19 protein-coding genes and 1 pseudogene are annotated in these 16,920 nt (G+C 72.2%); 16 read left to right on the top strand and 4 right to left on the bottom strand.

Annotated elements, in window-relative coordinates; genetic code table 11:
• Positions 1-9: 9 nt before the first annotated feature.
• A complete protein-coding gene (locus AC067U_RS14855; RefSeq protein ID WP_478830050.1) occupies positions 10-1,032 on the bottom strand; it encodes a LacI family DNA-binding transcriptional regulator in 1,023 nt (340 codons plus the stop codon).
• 288 nt (positions 1,033-1,320) lie between these two features.
• Entirely contained in the window at positions 1,321-2,154 is an 834-nt protein-coding gene (locus AC067U_RS14850; protein ID WP_478830049.1) for a response regulator transcription factor, read from the bottom strand.
• 572 nt (positions 2,155-2,726) lie between these two features.
• On the opposite strand from AC067U_RS14850, the gene AC067U_RS14845 reads away from it, so the two are divergent.
• The 10 genes from AC067U_RS14845 (at position 2,727) to ygfZ (ending at position 11,319) form a co-directional block, all read left to right on the top strand.
• Complete coding sequence (locus AC067U_RS14845; protein ID WP_478830048.1) at positions 2,727-2,981, top strand: MoaD/ThiS family protein; 255 nt, start codon at positions 2,727-2,729, stop codon at positions 2,979-2,981.
• A 583-nt stretch (positions 2,982-3,564) separates the two neighbouring features.
• Positions 3,565-4,986 carry a hypothetical protein gene (locus AC067U_RS14840; protein WP_478830127.1) on the top strand — a complete coding sequence of 474 codons (1,422 nt, stop codon included), beginning with the start codon at positions 3,565-3,567 and terminating at the stop codon, positions 4,984-4,986.
• 292 nt (positions 4,987-5,278) lie between these two features.
• On the top strand, positions 5,279-5,980 hold the full coding sequence (locus AC067U_RS14835; RefSeq protein ID WP_478830126.1) for an LmeA family phospholipid-binding protein: 702 nt from the start codon (positions 5,279-5,281) through the stop codon (positions 5,978-5,980).
• Between the two features lie 925 nt (positions 5,981-6,905).
• Complete coding sequence (locus AC067U_RS14830) at positions 6,906-6,989, top strand: putative leader peptide (RefSeq protein WP_389475332.1); 84 nt, start codon at positions 6,906-6,908, stop codon at positions 6,987-6,989.
• A gap of 214 nt (positions 6,990-7,203) precedes the next feature.
• Entirely contained in the window at positions 7,204-8,049 is an 846-nt protein-coding gene (locus AC067U_RS14825) for a sulfurtransferase (protein WP_478830047.1), read from the top strand.
• A gap of 54 nt (positions 8,050-8,103) precedes the next feature.
• Positions 8,104-8,394, top strand: a complete 291-nt coding sequence (locus AC067U_RS14820; protein ID WP_478830046.1) for a DUF1416 domain-containing protein — start codon at positions 8,104-8,106, stop codon at positions 8,392-8,394.
• A gap of 95 nt (positions 8,395-8,489) precedes the next feature.
• Complete coding sequence (locus AC067U_RS14815) at positions 8,490-8,765, top strand: DUF3099 domain-containing protein (protein ID WP_478830045.1); 276 nt, start codon at positions 8,490-8,492, stop codon at positions 8,763-8,765.
• A gap of 491 nt (positions 8,766-9,256) precedes the next feature.
• A complete protein-coding gene (locus AC067U_RS14810; protein ID WP_478830044.1) occupies positions 9,257-9,829 on the top strand; it encodes a heme-binding beta-barrel domain-containing protein in 573 nt (190 codons plus the stop codon).
• Positions 9,830-9,906: 77 nt separating this feature from the next.
• Positions 9,907-10,344 (top strand): Fur family transcriptional regulator, encoded by a 438-nt coding sequence (locus AC067U_RS14805; RefSeq protein ID WP_478830043.1) that lies wholly within the window; start codon positions 9,907-9,909, stop codon positions 10,342-10,344.
• A gap of 9 nt (positions 10,345-10,353) precedes the next feature.
• Complete coding sequence (ygfZ, locus tag AC067U_RS14800) at positions 10,354-11,319, top strand: CAF17-like 4Fe-4S cluster assembly/insertion protein YgfZ (protein WP_478830042.1); 966 nt, start codon at positions 10,354-10,356, stop codon at positions 11,317-11,319.
• 41 nt (positions 11,320-11,360) lie between these two features.
• Here ygfZ and dtd read toward each other — a convergent pair whose 3' ends face one another.
• On the bottom strand, positions 11,361-11,786 hold the full coding sequence (dtd, locus tag AC067U_RS14795; protein ID WP_478830041.1) for a D-aminoacyl-tRNA deacylase: 426 nt from the start codon (positions 11,784-11,786) through the stop codon (positions 11,361-11,363).
• 132 nt (positions 11,787-11,918) lie between these two features.
• On the opposite strand from dtd, the gene AC067U_RS14790 reads away from it, so the two are divergent.
• From AC067U_RS14790 to AC067U_RS14780, 3 genes are all read left to right on the top strand, one after another.
• Positions 11,919-12,494 (top strand): RsiG family protein, encoded by a 576-nt coding sequence (locus AC067U_RS14790; protein WP_478830040.1) that lies wholly within the window; start codon positions 11,919-11,921, stop codon positions 12,492-12,494.
• 73 nt (positions 12,495-12,567) lie between these two features.
• Entirely contained in the window at positions 12,568-13,830 is a 1,263-nt protein-coding gene (locus AC067U_RS14785; protein ID WP_478830039.1) for a GNAT family N-acetyltransferase, read from the top strand.
• Between the two features lie 65 nt (positions 13,831-13,895).
• Positions 13,896-14,666, top strand: coding sequence for a putative protein N(5)-glutamine methyltransferase (locus tag AC067U_RS14780; protein ID WP_478830038.1), 771 nt, complete (start codon positions 13,896-13,898; stop codon positions 14,664-14,666).
• A gap of 47 nt (positions 14,667-14,713) precedes the next feature.
• Here the strand turns inward: AC067U_RS14780 and AC067U_RS14775 are convergent.
• Positions 14,714-15,166, bottom strand: a pseudogene (locus AC067U_RS14775) (contact-dependent growth inhibition system immunity protein); the annotation flags it as partial.
• Positions 15,167-15,404: 238 nt separating this feature from the next.
• Here AC067U_RS14775 and AC067U_RS14770 point away from each other — a divergent pair.
• The 3 genes from AC067U_RS14770 to AC067U_RS14760 all read left to right on the top strand — a co-directional run bounded on the left by AC067U_RS14770 (position 15,405) and on the right by AC067U_RS14760 (position 16,879).
• Positions 15,405-15,791: a helix-turn-helix domain-containing protein gene (locus AC067U_RS14770; protein WP_478830037.1), complete on the top strand. Its 387-nt coding sequence runs from the start codon at positions 15,405-15,407 to the stop codon at positions 15,789-15,791.
• A gap of 26 nt (positions 15,792-15,817) precedes the next feature.
• A complete protein-coding gene (locus AC067U_RS14765) occupies positions 15,818-16,411 on the top strand; it encodes a hypothetical protein (RefSeq protein ID WP_478830036.1) in 594 nt (197 codons plus the stop codon).
• A gap of 138 nt (positions 16,412-16,549) precedes the next feature.
• Positions 16,550-16,879: a DUF2516 family protein gene (locus tag AC067U_RS14760; protein ID WP_478830035.1), complete on the top strand. Its 330-nt coding sequence runs from the start codon at positions 16,550-16,552 to the stop codon at positions 16,877-16,879.
• Positions 16,880-16,920: the final 41 nt, after the last annotated feature.

The raw sequence follows: 16,920 nt of genomic DNA, 5'->3' as shown, positions 1-16,920 counted from the left end.
CGGCTGTGCCTACGCGCAGCCGCAGCTGCGCCGGACCACCAGGGCCGACGGGAACTGCTTGAGGCGCTCGCGACGGGAGCCGGCCACCCGGACGGAGTCGTCCAGCACCAGGTCCACCGCGGCGCGGGCCATCGCCGGGCGGTCCGAGGCGACCGTCGTCAGCGGCGGGTCGGTCAGGCCGGCTTCCTTGACGTCGTCGAAGCCCGCGACCGCCAGCTCCGTCGGAACGTCGATGCGCAGCTCGCGCGCCGCCCGCAGCACGCCGATGGCCTGGTCGTCCGTCGCGCAGAAGATCGCCGGCGGCCGGTCCGGCCCGGAGAGGACCTCCATGGCCACCCGGTAGGCGTCGTAGCGGTTGTACGGGGCCTCGAAGAGGCGGCCCTCCACGGACCGCCCCGACTCCAGCATGGCGCGCCGCCAGCCCTCCACGTGGTCGGCGACCGGGTCGCCCACCGACGGGGTGTTCTCGACGCCGCCTATGCAGGCGACGTAGGGGTGGCCGTGTTCCAGCAGGTGGCGGGTGGCGAGCTGGGCGCCGCCGATGTCGTCGGTGACGACGGCGACGTCGTCGATGGCCTCGGGGCGCTCGTGCAGCAGCACGACGCGCGCGTCCCAGGCCTCGATCTCCGAGGCGGCCTGCTCGCTCATGCCCTGGCTGACCAGGATCAGGCCGGAGACCCGCATGCCGAGGAAGGCCCGCAGGTAGTGGACCTCGCGCTCGGTGCGGTAGTCGGAGTTGCCGACCAGGACCATCTTTCCGCGCTCGGCGGCGGCCTGCTCGACCGCGTGTGCCATCTCCGCGAAGAACGGCTGGCGGGCATCGGGGACGATCATGCCTATGAGGTCGGTGCGCCGTGAGGCCATCGCCTGGGCGACCCGGTCGGGCCGGTACCCCAGTTCCTTGATCGCAGCGAGGACACGCTCGCGCGTGGCCGGGGCGACCGGCCTGGGTCCGTTGTTGATGACGTACGACACGACAGCGGTGGAAGTACCCGCCAGTCGCGCTACGTCATCCCGCGTCACCTTGGCCACGCGCGAAGTCTACGCGGGGTGACCTGCCTCTGGGCAGGCCGTCCTGCTGAGTGGACCGCGACGGGCCGCCTGGACCACCGTCCGCCGAGCGGGGGACGGCTGTCCAAGCCTTCGCGCCGGGCCTTCGCCATGCCTTCGTCAGGCCTTCGTCAGGCCTTCGTCGGGCCTTCGTCGGGTTTTCGCGCCGAGTCCTCGCGCCGAGTCCTCGCGCCGAGTCCTCGCGCCGAGTCCTCGCGCCGAGTCCTCGCGCCGAGTCCTCGCGCCGAGTCCTCGTGCCGAGTCCTCGAGCTAAGCCTTCGCGGGGGCGGGCTTCCGGGTGGCCTCGGCCGTACGGTCGCCGCCTTCGGTGCGGTCGCTGCCTTCGGTGCGTTCGTTGCGATCCGTGCGATCCGTGCGATCCGTGCGCGAAGTGCGGTCGGCGCGTTCGCTTCGTTCGCCGCGTTCGGACTTCTCCGGCGACGAGACGAAACGGTAGCCGACGTTCCGCACGGTGCCGATCAGGGATTCGTGCTCGGGGCCGAGCTTCGCGCGCAGTCGCCGTACGTGGACGTCCACCGTGCGGGTGCCGCCGAAGTAGTCGTAGCCCCAGACCTCCTGCAGGAGCTGCGCCCGCGTGAACACCCGGCCCGGGTGCTGCGCGAGGTACTTCAGCAGCTCGAACTCCTTGAAGGTCAGGTCCAGCACCCGGCCCTTCAGCTTCGCCGAGTACGTGGCCTCGTCGACGGACAGGTCGCCGTTGCGGATCTCCATGGGGGAGTCGTCCGAGCCCAGCTGCTGCCGGCCGGTGGCCAGCCGGAGCCGCGCCTCCACCTCGGCGGGACCGGCGGTGTCCAGGAGTACGTCGTCGATGCCCCAGTCGGCGGTGACGGCCGCCAGGCCGCCCTCGGTCACGACCAGGATCAGCGGGCACCCGGGCCCGGTGGAGCGGAGGAGCTGGCAGAGGGAGCGGACCTGCGGCAGATCGCGCCGGCCGTCGACGAGGATCACGTCCGCGCCCGGGGTGTCCACCAGGGCCGGCCCCTCGGCGGGCGCCACCCGGACGTTGTGCAGCAGGAGTCCGAGGGCGGGCAGCACCTCGGTGGACGGCTGCAAGGCGTTGGTCAGCAGCAGAAGGGAGCTCATCGCGCCGACCTCCCCGCCCGGGTGATCGCACGTTCGTGCAGGAATGGCTGGCCCATCACGTCGGTTCCTCCTCGGTCCCGTCGAGGACGTGCTCTTGCTCTTGCTCGCTTGCTCTGTACGGCTGCGGGCCCCGCGCCCTGAGGTCCGCATGGATTCCACTGTTCGCACTTCGTTCAACGTGCAGAAAGCACAAAAGGACCCGGGGGGCTACGTTGCCCGGATCCTCTTCCCGCCCAGAATAGCCCGCCGGGGCTCGTCCGGCCGAGGGCGCCCGGGGCACCAGTTCTGTGGTTCGCACCACCCTGAGGGGCCTCGGCGGGGGTTTCCGGCCCTGCCCGTGCCCTGCTCACGGCCTGCCCGTGCCCTGCTCACGGCCTGCTCATGCCCTGCTCATGGCCTGCTCGCGCCCTGCTCGTGCGCGGTTTCACCGGTTCGGCGGGCCGTCCTTCGGGGACGCCTGAGCGGGTCGGCGCACGGGTCGGCGCACGGGGGGCGCGCGGAGGCACACCCGTGCCGGGAGCGTGAGGCGTCATCATGGAGCGGACGGCACGGGGCCGACGAGAGGAGTCGCAGTGGCAGCGGGAACCATCCGCTACTGGGCGGCGGCGAAGGCCGCGGCCGGGATGGCGGAGGAGCCGTACGCGGCACAGACACTGGCCGAGGCGCTCGACGCCGTGCGCGCCGCGCACCCCGGGGAGCTGGCCCAGGTCCTGCGGCGTTGCTCGTTCCTGGTGGACGGGCACCAGGTGGGCAAGCGCAGCCATGACGAGATCCTGCTGACCGAGGGCGGCACCGTCGAGGTCCTGCCGCCGTTCGCGGGTGGGTGACCGGTCCGCGATGAGCAGTCCCGAGAACCACGGCCACTCCGAGCAGTACGGCGGGCCGCAGCAGCCTCAGATGCCGGAGCAGCCTCAGATGCCGGAGCCACCGCAGATGCCGCAGCCGCCGCATCCGGAAGAGCTGCAGCAGCCGCTGCCGCACGACCCCTACGCCACCCAGACATGGCAGAGCCAGACCTGGGACACCACCTACCAGCCGGTGCTGGGCACAGCGCCCGGTCAGGTCCCGGGCCAGGTCCCGGCGCCGGGGGCCGGTCCTGAGCAGGCCCAGTCGCTGGCCGCGCCCGACAGCTGGTTCCGGGAGGAGCCGGCCGGCGGGCGTTACGAGGCGGGGCAGTCGGTCCCGCAGGCGGACCCGTGGTCCGCGCAGCCGTACCGGCCGCAGGCCGCCGGGTCCGACGGGACCCCGCCGTCGTACGACGGAGCCGCGTACCCGGCGCAGGGCCAGGCCCATGGCCAGGCCCATGGCCATGGTCATGAGGCACCGGTACAGCCGGGGCCGCAGCCCCTGGCGCCGGAGGACTGGTTCCGGGACCCCGCACCCGGCGCCTCCCCGGCCGCCGATCCGGCGGTGGCCCAGACCGCTTACCTGCCTCCGGTGCAGGCAGGTCCGGCCCAGGTGCCGCCGCAGGGCCACGTTCCGGGCGGCGGGGACCAGGCCCAGGTCCAGCCCGAGGCTCAGGTCCACCCCCAGGCTCAGGCTCCCGGGTACGCGGATCCGTACTCGGGCGTCGGCGCAGCGTCCGGCATGGACATGGGCATGGGCATGGGCATGGGGCAGGCGCCTTACGGAGCTCCGTACGAGGACCCTTACGCCGTGCAGGGCGGGACGCAGGGTGCCGCCGCTGCCGCCGAGACCGCCTACCTGCCGCCCTACCAGGAGTCGTCGGCCGGTCCGGTGCAGTCGGGGGCGCAGTCCGTGGCCCCCGAGAGCTGGTTCCGGGATCCGGAGCCCGGTACTTCCCCGGCCGCCGATCCGATGGTGGCCCAGACCGCGTACCTGCCTCCGGTGCAGGCCGACGCTGCGGCGGTGCCGCCGCAGGGACAGGGGCCGGGGGGCGAGGTGCCTGCCGCGGCGGAGACCGCGTACCTGCCGCCGTACCCGGGCGACGGGCAGATCGGGGAGGCCGGGCAGGTCCGGCAGGCAGGGGAGGCTGGGCAGGTCGGGCAGGTCGCCGAGGCGGCGGCCGGTGCCGAGGCCTACTCCACGCCCACCCTCGCCGGCACCACGCGTCCCACGCGGGACCCGAGCCAGGCCCGCGCCGAGGGCCGGTCGCCGATCATCGACCCCGGTCCGCAGTCCGCCCTGCTCACCGCCGTGCTCGGGGTGCTGCTCGCCGGCGCCGCCGCGATCGGGGACCTGGCGCTGCTGGTGCCCCTGGTGCTGTTGCAGGGTCTCACCGCGGCCGGCTGGTTCCGGCTGAACGGTATGTGGCCCGCCCGTCAGGGCATCGCCCTCGCCTTCGCGGGAGCGGTCGTCGCCGACATCGCGGTGCTCGCCGTGGGCGGGTCCAACGGACCGGGTGCCGTGATCGGGACCCTGGGCGCCTGGGTGCTGCTCACGCTGGTGCTCCAGCTGCGCAGCCACGCAGACCCCGACGAGCGCATGTACGGCCTGATGGCTTCGGTGGCCTCCGCCGCGCTGGCGATCGTGTGCGCCGGGTTCCTGGCCGCGGACTCCGCCGCGGTGACGGTTGGCGCGACCGCCGTCGCCGTGGCCGTGTTCACCCGCGCGCTGCCGCTGCCGCCGGCACCGTCTGTCGGGATCTCGCTGGCCGCCGCGGCCGGCGCGGGTCTGGCGTTGGGCGGGCTGACGTCGGTCGGCGCCGGTGGTGCCCTGGTCGGCCTGGCCGCAGGGGTGTGCGCGCTGATCGGTTTGCGGGTGGCTGCATACGACTACCCCTCGAAGTTCGTCCATATGACGGCGGGGGTTGCCCTGCCGCTGGCCGCTGCCGCCCCTGCGGTTTACCTGATGGGACGCGTGGTCAACTAGCTACCCGTACGTAAATGATCACGAGGGGGAACGGATGGACACGGCGACACCGGCAGGTACGGCGGCTGGATCGGGTGCTGGATCGGGATCGGGATCGGGCGTGGGTCCGGGTCCGGGTTCGGGTGCGGGTTCGGGTGCGGGTTCGGGTGCGGGTTGGGGTCCGGGTGGGGGAGCTGCGCCTGGGCCGATACCCGGGCCCGGCGGTCCCGGCGTTCCCGGTGCCGGCGGGGCGGGCTACGGGGTCGGTGGCGGGCCGGGGGCCCAGGCTGCGCGGCCGGGGCCACGCAGGGGGCTGCGCGTCGTACGGGCCCTGGTGATCGCCGGGCTGGTGCTCGGCGGGCTGTTCGTCGCCGCCGACCGGCTGGCCGTGGGGTACGCGGAGGACCGGATCGCGGAGAAGATCAATTCCTCCGGTCGCGGCGGGGACGGCGGCACCGAGGTGGAGATCGACGGCTTCCCGTTCCTGACGCAGGCCATGAGCCACCGGCTGGACCGGGTCGATGTCCGCCTCAAGGGCGTCCAGACCACCACGTCCGACGGCCACCGGATGCGGATAGCGCAGCTCGACACCCGCTTCCATGACGTGAAGCTGTCCGACGACTATTCCGGTGGGACCGCGAGCCGGGCCGATGGCACGGCGAGGGTGGTGTACGAGGACCTGACCCGGGCGTCGACGAGCGGGGCCACGGTCGCCTACGGCGGGTCGCCGGGCAAGGTGAAGGTGACCGCGGGGGTGAGCCTGCTGGGCCGGACGATCACGCGCAGCGTGATCTCCACCATCACCCTGGTCGACGGTGACACGGTCCGGGTGCGCGCCGACGCGGTGCCCGGCGAGGGCATTCCGGGGATCGAGGAGATGGTCCGGGAGAAGACCGACTTCGATCGGGAGTTGGAGGGCCTCCCGGCCGGCCTCACCCTCTCGTCCCTGACCTCGGACAAGGACGGTCTCGCCCTGACCCTGACCGGAGCGAAGGTCTCTCTGACTTCTGGGTGATGAGGCGCTGCGTTCCCGCTCCAGTCCCCGCCCCCTGCCTTGGGGGTGGGGGCGGGGGCGGGGGCGGGGACCCGGGACGGGGAGCCGGGGCAGTGCCCCGCTACGGGGCTGGGGTGGCCCCCGGAAAGGGACCGGGGGTGGAGCCCAGGACGGGGCTGGGCCAGAGCCCCGGGACGGGGCCTGGGGCGGAGCCCCGGGACGGTGGCTGGGCAGGGCCCGAGACGGGGTCTGGGGCGGAGCCCCAGTTTCGGGAAGGGGCGGGGTGGGGGAATCGCCCCGCAGGGACCCCGGCCGCGCACACGGAGCCGGGTTCGGCTGGGCGGGAGCGAGGAGCTCCGGGGGCTGCCCGTCAGTCCCAGTGTCATTACGTGCCGGCCGTCGGCGTCAAGGGCGCTCCCGTTGGTCGCGTCGGCAAGCCGATGGCCCTTCGGGCCCCCCTTGACGCCGACGGCCGTCACGCAACGACAAGGACTGTCGGGCCGCCCCCGGGGGATGGCATGGAGGGACCGAGGCCACATTCGCTCCGGCGTTGGCGGGCACGAGCAGCGGCTCCGCTCGGCCAGCCGCCCTCCGGGCGGGCACGGAAGTGAAGTGGATCAGATCTACGCAATTTGGGCCGGTCCGGGCGCACCAACTCGCTACGCGCTCCTGCCGGCCGGCGGATGCGGGCCGTCGGTGGCCGGGCATGGACCGCCGACGATCGCTACGCGCTTCGGGCGGTCGGCGGGTGCGGATTCCGGGCGTGGCGCGGACTGTGGCCGCATAGTGAGACGGGCTGGTCCGATCCGTAGAAGCGTGGGGGGCGGCGGGGAGGTCGCAGCCCCTCCCGGCCTGCCCGGATGAGGCCTGCGTCCCGACATTCGGACAATCCTGTCTCGGTATATGACACGCCGGTGACAGCGCGGGCGTTTCGTCCCTACGATCCATGCCCATGAAGCGAATGCAGGCGGACCTCACGAAGCGGCGGGCAGTAGACCTGTGTCGCGTCGCCGCCATGCTCTGTCGCTGACCGAGCGCGACGCACACCGTCGCTCCCGACGCCGTACGACGTGCGGATGTACGACGTACCCGGCCGGTACGGACGTACCCCGTTCGCAGGCCTTTCTCGCGTGACCGCACGCCTTCTTTCCAGCGCCGCCCCGCGTGGGAACACCCGGGCGCACCCGGATTCACGCAGCACCCGCAGCACAGCCCCGCCGAACACTGCCCCGGAGGAGAACACCATGAGCCGCAGCGACGTCCTCGTCGACGCCGACTGGGTCGAGGCCCACCTGGACGACCCGAAGGTCGTCATCGTGGAGGTGGACGAGGACACGTCCGCCTACGACAAGAACCACATCCGCAACGCCGTCCGGATCGACTGGAAGCAGGACCTCCAGGACCCGGTGCGCCGCGACTTCGTGGACCAGGAGGGCTTCGAGAAGCTCCTCTCCGCCAAGGGCATCGGGAACGACGACACCGTCGTTCTCTACGGCGGCAACAACAACTGGTTCGCCTCCTACGCGTACTGGTACTTCAAGCTCTACGGCCACCAGGACGTCAAGCTCCTCGACGGCGGCCGCAAGAAGTGGGAGCTCGACTCCCGTGACCTGGTCGACGGCGCCGAGGTCCCGCAGCGCGCGGCCACCGAGTACAAGGCCAAGGCGCAGGACACCTCCATCCGTGCCTTCCGCGACGACGTCGTGGCGGCCATCGGCGCCAAGAACCTGGTCGACGTCCGTTCGCCCGACGAGTTCTCCGGCAAGCTGCTCGCCCCGGCGCACCTCCCGCAGGAGCAGTCGCAGCGTCCCGGCCACGTGCCGAGCGCCCGCAACATCCCGTGGTCGAAGAACGCCAACGACGACGGCACCTTCAAGTCCGACGAGGAGCTCACCGCCCTCTACGAGTCCGAGCAGGTGGACCTGGCGAAGGACACCATCGCCTACTGCCGCATCGGTGAGCGCTCCGCGCTGACCTGGTTCGTGCTGCACGAGCTGCTGGGCCAGGAGAACGTCAAGAACTACGACGGCTCGTGGACCGAGTACGGCTCCCTGGTCGGCGTGCCGATCGAGCTCGGCGCCAATAAGTAATTTTTCGGGCAAGCGCGACCCGTAGTACGAACTCTCTAGGACAGGACAGAGAACATGTGTGGAGCTCAGATCGGCGGACCCGACATCACGACGCTCAAGCCGGGCGAGACGGCCATCCAGGGCCAGGTGACCAAGGATGGCGAGCCGGTGACCGGCTACGTCCGGCTGCTGGACTCGACCGGTGAGTTCACCGCCGAGGTCCCGACCTCGGCCACCGGCCAGTTCCGCTTCTACGCCGCGACGGGTAGCTGGACGCTCCGGGCGCTGGTCCCGGGCGCCAAGGCGGACCGTACCGTCGTCGTCGCCGAGGCCGGCGGCGTGACGGACGTCGCCATCGCCGTCTGACCGACGGCACACCGAACGGCCGAAGGGCCGCACCCCCGGGGGTTGGACGCCACTGGACCGGGGTGCGGCCCTTCGTGCCGTTCTACGCTGGAGGCATGTACGCCCGACGCCGACGCGTGTACTTCCTGCTCATGGGCGGATGCCTTCTTCTTTTCGTTTCCGCCTGGGCTTTCGTGCGGCTGTGGTCGGTGGAGGTGGCCGTGGCGATGTGCGTGGTGGCGATGGTCATCCCGCCGGTCGCGGCGATCCTCGCGAACCGGCGCGGTCCGGACGACCGCTGGTGGGACGACCCCTCGGGCGACCCGCAGTCCGATGAGTGGTGGGACGAGCTGGACGGGAAACCGCGGCGCCGGGGGGATGCCGAACCGTGATCCGGGGGCGTACGACCGCCTCCCCTCCGCAGTGGTCATGCGTGTGCGCAGGTGCCTGCGCCTCAAGCCCTGAGTCCTGGCCGAGTACGCGGACACGTCCCGCACCGGAGGCCGTGCGCAGTCCGGGGACGTCAAGGCCCTGGTCCTGCAGACCCGCAAGCGGGGTGAGCCCGCCGCCGTGCCGTTCCACCGGACGGTGATCCTGCAGAACCGGCTGCTCGGCCAGCCGCCACCCGGCGTACGGCCTACCTCGCAGAGTGGGCCGGACCGCGGGCCAGTAGGCTTGTGGACCGGCCCACCGCGCCAACCGAACCGAACCCCTCATCGAGGAGCACCCCGTGCTTGAGGCAGTCTTCACCTCCCTGCTGGTCCTGGTCTGCGTCGGCGTCCTCGCCTTCACCGTGCTGGCCGTGACGAAGCTCTACCAGGGCCAGCGCTGACCCTCGGTCCACCCACCCCTCCCACAGATCGCCTGAGCTGAGCAGCCACCCATGATCCAGATCCCGTCCGACCTGAACCCGGGCCTCGTCCCCCTCGCCTTCCTCCTCGGCACCTGGGAGGGCGCGGGCGTCTTCGACTTCCCCGGCGACGAGAAGTGCAACTTCGGCCAGGAAGTCGTCTTCAGCCACGACGGCCGGGACTTCCTGGAGTACAACTCGCACACCTGGGTGCTCGACACCGAGGGCAACAAGGTGCGCCCGCTGGAGTCGGAGTCCGGCTACTGGCGCATCGACAAGGACCGCCAGATCGAGATCGTGATGGTCCGCGACGCCGGTGTCGTCGAGGTCTGGTACGGCGAGCTCGCCGAGGGCAAGCCGCAGATCGACGTCGTCACCGACGCCGTCGCGCGCACCGAGGCCTCGGGCCCGTACAGCGGCGGCAAGCGGCTCTACGGCTACGTGAAGAGCGACCTGATGTGGGTCGGCGAGAAGGCCACCCCCGAGGTCGAGCTGCGTCCGTACATGTCGGCGCAGCTGCGGAAGGTCGTCACCCCCGAGGAGGTCGCCGAGATGGCGCGCAACCTCCCGGACATGCCGGACGACGGCATCGCCTTCTTCCGCTGAGCCGGAGCGCCAGGAGGGATCACGGGTCCGCCGTGATCCCCCCTCCGCCATGCTCCGCCCGCCCTTACACTGGGCGGGTGGCGAGCACCGACTGGAAGAGTGACCTGCGGCAGCGCGGCTACCGGCTGACCCCTCAGCGCCAGCTCGTGCTGGAGGCCGTCGACACGCTGGAGCACGCCACCCCGGACGAGATCCTCGCCGAGGTGCGCAAGACCGCCTCCGGCGTGAACATCTCCACCGTCTACCGGACCCTGGAGCTCCTGGAGGAGCTCAAGCTGGTCTCGCACGCCCATCTGGGCCACGGCGCGCCCACGTACCACCTCGCCGACCGGCACCACCACATCCACCTGGTGTGCCGCGACTGCGGTGACGTCATCGAGGCCGATCAGCACGTCGCCGACGAGTTCATCGCCAAGCTCCGCGACACCTTCGGCTTCGAGACCGACATGAAGCACTTCGCGATCTTCGGCCGCTGCCGGAAGGACGCCGCCAAGCACCCCGAGGAGCAGTCGTAGGCTTGGCCTATGACCAGCCCTTTGCTTGATCTGCCCGGCGCCGTGGCGGCCGAAGGCCGTGACGAAGGAGTCGCCGCCCATTACGGAGAGCTGTACGGCGAACAGCGTGCCCTCGCCGACGGCCGCGGCTTCGTCGACCTCTCCCACCGCGGTGTCATCACCGTCACCGGACCGGAACGGCTGAGCTGGCTGCACCTGCTGCTCACCCAGCACGTCACCGAGCTGTCGCCCGGGGAAGCCACCGAGGCGCTGATCCTCTCCGCGAACGGGCACATCGAGCACGCCCTCTACCTCGTGGACGACGGGGAGACGACCTGGGCGCACGTGGAGCCCGGCACCCAGGAGGCGCTGACGGCCTATCTGGAGTCGATGAAGTTCTTCTACCGGGTGGAGGTCGCCGACCGCACCGCCGACTTCGCGGTCGTGCACCTGCCGGCCGGTTCCATCGCCGAGCTCGACAAGGAGCTCGTCGTCCGGGAGACCCCGGCCGGCCGGGACGTCTTCCTGCCGCGCGAGCGCCTGCGGGAGTTCGCCGCCGCGCACGGCCCCGCCGCCGGACTGCTCGCCTACGAGGCGCTGCGCGTGGAGGCGCACCGGCCGCGCCTGGGCCTGGAGACCGACCACCGGACCATCCCGCACGAGCTGGGCTGGATCGGCACCGCCGTGCACCTGCAGAAGGGCTGCTACCGGGGTCAGGAGACGGTCGCCCGCGTCCACAACCTGGGGAAGCCGCCGCGCCGGCTGGTGTTCCTGCACCTGGACGGCTCCGAGGTGCTGCTGCCGCCCCACGGGGCGCCCGTACGGCTGGCCGCCGACGGCCCCGAGGGCCGTCAGCTGGGCTTCGTCACCACCGCGGTGCGGCACCACGAGCTCGGGCCGATCGCGCTCGCGCTGGTGAAGCGGAACGTGCCGGTGGACGCGGCGCTGCTCGCTGGGACGACGGCGGCCGCGCAGGAGGTCGTCGTCGCGCCGTAGCCCGGTCCCGCCCCGGCCCGTCGGGTCCGGGGCTTCCGCGGCTACATCTCCAGGAGCACGGTGAACGGGCCGTGGTTCGTCAACGAGACCCGCATGTCCGCGCCGAACCGGCCCGTCTCCACCGTCGCGCCCAGCGCCCGCAGCTGTGCCACCACCTCGTCGACCAGCGGCTCCGCGACCGGGCCGGGCGCGGCGGCGTTCCAGGTGGGCCGACGGCCCTTACGGGCGTCCCCGTAGAGCGTGAACTGGGAGATCACCAGCAGTGGCGCACCGGTGTCGCTACAGGACTTCTCCGCCTCCAGGATCCGCAGCGACCACAGCTTGCGCGCCAGCTGCGCGGCCTTCTCCGGGGTGTCCTCGTGGGTCACCCCGACCAGCACGCACAAGCCCTCGCCGACGATCTCGCCCACGGTCTCACCGGCGACCACGACGCTCGCGCCGTCCACCCTCTGCACCACTGCTCGCATACCACCTGTGTATCAGGCGTGCACCCGTCCGGGGCCGATCGGGTGGAGTGGACCTGCACCGGCACCGCCCTCAGTGGCACGATGCACGAAGGCGGTGCCCCATGCACCGGTCGAGGGGACGGACACGTTCGTATGAATACTTCTGGTACCTCTGCAGCCGCAGGCTCCGTGTCGGCGGTACGGCCGCCCGCGCAGCGCAGCACGGACGCCCAGGCGCCCCCGCAGGCACCCGGTGTGCACGGGCTCGGACTGCCCGAACTGCGGGCGCTGCGCCGGGACGCCCAGCGCGACGAGGCCGATCTCAGCTACATCCGCAGACTCCTGCAGGGCCGCATCGACATCCTCCGGGCCGAACTGGCCCGGCGCACCGACCCGGAGGCCCCGGTGGTCGTGGTGGACCGGCTGTCCGAGATCCTCACGGACGCCCCCTCCACCCGCAGTGCCTCCGCCCGGCACGTCACCCTGGGCACCCCGCACAGCGAGGAGTTCCGGCTGCTGGCGGCGGAGATGCTGGCCGATGTGGAACTGTCCGACCTGGCCGCCCGTACCGACGGCGAACTGCACGACGCGATGGGCCGGCTGGTCGGGTACGAACAGCAGGTCTCGCGGCGCCGGCAGCAGCTGCAACGTACGGCGGACGACTGCAGCGCGGAGATCACCCGGCGCTACCGGGAGGGCGAGGCACAGGTCGACGACCTGCTGACGTGACGGCCGGCGACGGGGATTTCGGCCCGCGAAATTGGCGCGACCGGTCGGGCGATCGGCGTCTAGCGTGGGCCGAATGACCGCTGACATCCGTCGTGTCGCCGATATCCGCACCGTCGCCGAACCCGAACTGGCCGAGTGGCTGCGCTGCGTGCAGACCGCTTTCCTCAACTCGCCCGTCGTGACGGACGGGGACCTCGCCCAGCGTCTCAAGTACAACGATCTGGACCGCACCGTGGGCGCCTTCGACCCGGACACCGGCCGCTGCGTCGGCACCTTCCGGACCTTCGCCCAGGAGCTGACCGTGCCGGGCGGCGCCGTGCTCCCGTCGGCCGCCGTCACCAACGTGACCGTGTTGCCCACGCACCGCCGCCGGGGCCTGCTGACCCGGATGATGGCGGCCGGGCTGGCCGAGGCCAAGGAGCGCGGGGACGCCTTCGCGACCCTGATCGCCGCCGAGTACCCGATCTACGGCCGCTACGGGTTCGGGCCCGCCGCCTGTCTGGCGGAGTGGGAGATCGACGTCCCGCGCACCGGCCTCGACCCGCGCCGGTCCGTCCCCGCGGACGGCGGCCGGATCGACCTGGTGGACGCGGCCGAGGCCGGGCGGGTGGGACCGGTGCTGCACGAACGGCTCCGGAGGTCCGTCGCCGGCATGGTCAGCCGCAACGAGCGCTTCTGGAACCTGGCCCTCGGCCTGGAGGTCCTGGACTCCCGGCCCTACCGGGATCAGTACTTCGCCGTGTACCGGTCGCCGGAGGGCGAGGTCCAGGGCATCGCCGCCTACCGGGCGGACGACCACTGGACGGACGCCAAGGTCCCCCTGAACACGGTCCGGGTCAGCGAGCTGCTCGCGGTCACCCCGGCCGCCGAGCGGGCGCTGTGGCACTACCTGTGCTCGATCGACTGGGTGATGAAGGTCCGCACCGGTTACCGGGCCCCGGACGACCTCGTCCCGCTGCTGCTGCCCGACCCGCGGTCGGCCCGCACGGTGACCGCCGCCGACCAGCTGTGGGTGCGCGTGCTGGACGTCGTACGGGTCCTGGAGGCGCGGACGTACGCGGCGCCGGGGGAGCTCGTGCTGGAGGTCGAGGACCCGGCCGGCCTGGCCGGCGGCCGGTACCGGCTGGACGCGGGCGCGCGCAGCTGTGTCCGCACGGACGCGGAGCCGGACCTGACCCTGGGCGTGTCCGAGCTGGGCAGCCTCTGCCTGGGCGACGAGTCCGTGACGCGGCTGGTGGCGCTGGGCGGTGTGACGGAACACCGGGCGGGCGCCGCGGCCCTCGCCGAACTGGTCTTCCGTACCGCCCGCCGCCCGTGGTGCCCGGACATCTTCTGAGCGTGCGGGCAGGGGAGTCGGAAGTGCGGGCCGGGGAGGCGGAAGTGGAAGGGGAGAGGGACCGAGTGGGCAACGCCTGGGTGGTGGACACCCTGCGCGCGGCGGGCTGCGTGTTCGCCGAGGAAGAGGCCGCTCTGCTGGAGGAGGCGGCCGCGGAAGGCGGCGACCTGCGCGCGCTGGTCGCCCGCAGGGCCGGGGGCGAACCCCTCGAACACGTGGTGGGCTGGGCGGAGTTCTGCGGGCTGCGGATGGCCGTGGGCGAGGGCGCGTTCGTACCGCGCCGCCGCACCGAATTCCTGGTCGAGGAGGCGGCCGCGCTCGTCCGGCCCGGCTCGGTGGTGGTCGACCTGTGCTGCGGGGTCGGCGCGGTGGGCGCGGCCGTGGCGGCCGCCGTGCCCGGCACGGAACTGCACGTCGCGGACATCGACCCGGTCGCGCTCGGCTACGCCCGCCGGAACGTCGCCCCGTACGGCGGCCGCGTCCACCGGGGCGACCTGTACACGGCCCTGCCGGCGGAGCTGCGCGGCCGGATCGCGCTGCTGGTGGTCAACGCCCCGTACGTGCCGACCGGTTCGATCCCGCTGCTGCCGCCGGAGGCCCGGGACCACGAGCCGGTGACCGCCCTGGACGGCGGCCCGGACGGGCTGTCGGTGCAGCGCCGGGTGGCGGCGGAGGCCGCGTCCTGGCTCGCCCCGGGCGGCCGGCTCCTGATCGAGACGAGCGCCCGCCAGGCCCCGGACACCGCCTCCGCCATGACCTCGGGCGGCCTGGCGGTCCGGGCGTCCTCCTCGGAGGAGTGGTCGGCGACCGTGGTGATCGGCACGGCACCGAGCTGACGGGAACCGGTCCGGGCCCCTCCGCCCTACGCCCTCCGCCCTCCGCCTTACGCGTACTCGGCGCGGGGCCCGGCCAGCCGGTCGGCGACGGAGAGCAGCCAGGCGCTCGCCGCGTACGGGGCGGGCGGGTCGACCTCCATGCCGAGTTCGGCCACGCCGACGGCGTAGTCGACCTCCTCGAGCCCGAGGGCGAGTAGCTCGCGCAGCTCTCCGACGAGCCGGGCGACCAGCGTCGGGTGCGCCGTCCGCGCGTAGTCGAGGACGGCCGCGTCGTGGTCCTCGAACTCGTCGGGCATGTCCTGGGAGAACCAGCCGCCGAGGAACTGTCCGAGCTCGGGGAAGCGGGCGTGCCATTCCCAGTGCGTCTCCGGCAGGGCGGCGGGCGGCGGGACCTGCCCCTCCTCGATGCTCCGCCGGATGTGGTCGGCGAGCAGGACCAGCCAGTCCTGGATCTCGGACTCGGGCAGGCCGACGTCCGGTACCGGGTAGAAGTGTCCAGATCCCCGGCGAGCGTCTTGAGTTTGCTGCCGTCCACCGCAAGGTCTGCCGCGGCACCTGGTGTGCCCGCAGTGGCGGCCGAACTCCCCGCATCGGGCGAAGCGTTCACCGTGTCCCTCCCCGGATGTGGTCAGCGGGTGATCACCTTGCCGACGTTAGCAAATGTGTACGACGGTGGGGGTGGGAGATGGCGCAAGCGGTGTGCTTGCAAAAGTTAGCGGGGTGCGGGAGGATCGGGATATGGCATCCCTCAATGTCGGGAATCTCGGCGAGTACCTGCGCGAGCAGCGCAGGCAGGCGCAGCTCTCGCTGCGTCAGCTGGCCGATGCGGCCGGGGTGTCGAATCCGTATCTCAGCCAGATCGAGCGGGGACTGCGGAAGCCGAGCGCGGAGATCCTGCAGCAGCTGGCCAAGGCGCTGCGGATCTCGGCGGAAACGCTGTACGTGCAGGCCGGGATCCTCGACGAGCGGGACCGGGACGAGGTCGAGACGCGTGCCGCGATCCTGGCGGATCCCTCCATAACCGAGCGGCAGAAGCAGGTACTGCTGCAGATCTACGAGTCGTTCCGCAAGGAGAACGCGGCCGACGCGAGCGAGCGCCACGACGAGGTGCCGCCCCCGAACTGAATCGCGATCCCGGAGGATCATCAAGCATGGCCATCGCCGATGACCTGAAGAAGACCCTGACCGACCCGACCCCCCTCTACTTCGCCGCCGGCACGGCCGACCTGGCCGTGCAGCAGGCCAAGAAGGTTCCGGGGCTCATCGAACAGCTGCGGGCCGAGGCCCCGGCGCGCATCGACGCGGTGCGCAACACCGATCCCAAGGCCGTGCAGGAGCGGGCCAAGGAGGACCTGGAGGCGGTCGCCGCCAAGGTCGTCGAGGTGGTCGGTGTGATCGGGACGATCGACCCGAAGAAGCTCGACGCGAGGAAGCTCGGGGAGACCGCCCAGGACCTGGCGCTGCGCGGGGTCGGGGTGGCCGCCGAGTACGCGGTCCGCGCCAAGGAGACGTACGACCGGGTGGCCGAGCACGGCGAGCAGGCCGTCCGCACCTGGCGCGGCGAGGTCGCCGAGGAGATCGTCGTGGTGGCCGCGGCGGTCGAGCCGGACGCCGCCGAGCCCGCTTCCGGTTCCGCCGAGGAGCCCGCCGAGGGCGCTGCGGAGGAGAAGCAGGCGAAGAAGGGCACGGCGCGGAAGCCCGCCGCGAAGAAGACCGCCGCGGCCGCCGAGGGCGCCGAGGGCTGAGGGCCGGCCCGGGCGGGAAGCCGACCGGGCGCGCGACGGGCGGGGCACCTTTCCGGTGACCCGCCCGTTCCCTCTGTAGCGTGGAGGGGAAAGAGGTCAGAGCCGGGATCGTCCGATGTGGTGAGGCGGTAGAGGGGCATGTTGATTCAGGGGTTCGAATCCTTCGTGGGGCTGCTCGGGCTCGCCATGTTGGTGCTGGCCGTCGTCGCCTTCGTGTTCGCGCTGCTGGCCCGTGAGGACGCCTACCGGGCGGCGGACAAGCAGACGAAGACGTTCTGGCTGGTGATCCTCGGCATCACGGTCCTGGTGGACCTGTTCCTGGGGATGCTGTTCCTGCAGATCGCGGGACTCATCGCGACGATCGTGTTCATGGTGGACGTGCGGCCGGCGCTCAAGCAGGTGTCCGGCGGAGGCCGGCGCGGCAGCAGCAGTGACGGGCCGTACGGGCCCTACAACGGCAACCGGTAGGAGCGCGCCGCCTCCGGCGGCCCGGCCGTGGCGGCTCCCGT

The organism is Streptomyces sp. NPDC043853 (assembly GCF_056436025.1).
The sequence above is the reverse complement of the archived record's forward strand: the minus strand, read 5'-3'. Positions and strand labels throughout refer to the sequence as shown.

Bases quoted from the DNA above. Each gene is read 5' to 3' on its own strand.
- AC067U_RS14825 (WP_478830047.1), top strand. From the start codon at position 7,204: ATGAGCCGCAGCGACGTCCTCGTCGACGCCGACTGGGTCGAGGCCCAC.
- AC067U_RS14815 (WP_478830045.1), top strand. From the start codon at position 8,490: ATGTACGCCCGACGCCGACGCGTGTACTTCCTGCTCATGGGCGGATGC.
- AC067U_RS14850 (WP_478830049.1), bottom strand. From the start codon at position 2,154: ATGAGCTCCCTTCTGCTGCTGACCAACGCCTTGCAGCCGTCCACCGAG.
- AC067U_RS14765 (WP_478830036.1), top strand. From the start codon at position 15,818: ATGGCCATCGCCGATGACCTGAAGAAGACCCTGACCGACCCGACCCCC.
- AC067U_RS14820 (WP_478830046.1), top strand. From the start codon at position 8,104: ATGTGTGGAGCTCAGATCGGCGGACCCGACATCACGACGCTCAAGCCG.
- AC067U_RS14810 (WP_478830044.1), top strand. From the start codon at position 9,257: ATGATCCAGATCCCGTCCGACCTGAACCCGGGCCTCGTCCCCCTCGCC.
- ygfZ (WP_478830042.1), top strand. From the start codon at position 10,354: ATGACCAGCCCTTTGCTTGATCTGCCCGGCGCCGTGGCGGCCGAAGGC.
- AC067U_RS14760 (WP_478830035.1), top strand. From the start codon at position 16,550: ATGTTGATTCAGGGGTTCGAATCCTTCGTGGGGCTGCTCGGGCTCGCC.
- AC067U_RS14785 (WP_478830039.1), top strand. From the start codon at position 12,568: ATGACCGCTGACATCCGTCGTGTCGCCGATATCCGCACCGTCGCCGAA.
- dtd (WP_478830041.1), bottom strand. From the start codon at position 11,786: ATGCGAGCAGTGGTGCAGAGGGTGGACGGCGCGAGCGTCGTGGTCGCC.
- AC067U_RS14770 (WP_478830037.1), top strand. From the start codon at position 15,405: ATGGCATCCCTCAATGTCGGGAATCTCGGCGAGTACCTGCGCGAGCAG.
- AC067U_RS14790 (WP_478830040.1), top strand. From the start codon at position 11,919: ATGAATACTTCTGGTACCTCTGCAGCCGCAGGCTCCGTGTCGGCGGTA.
- AC067U_RS14830 (WP_389475332.1), top strand. From the start codon at position 6,906: ATGCCCATGAAGCGAATGCAGGCGGACCTCACGAAGCGGCGGGCAGTA.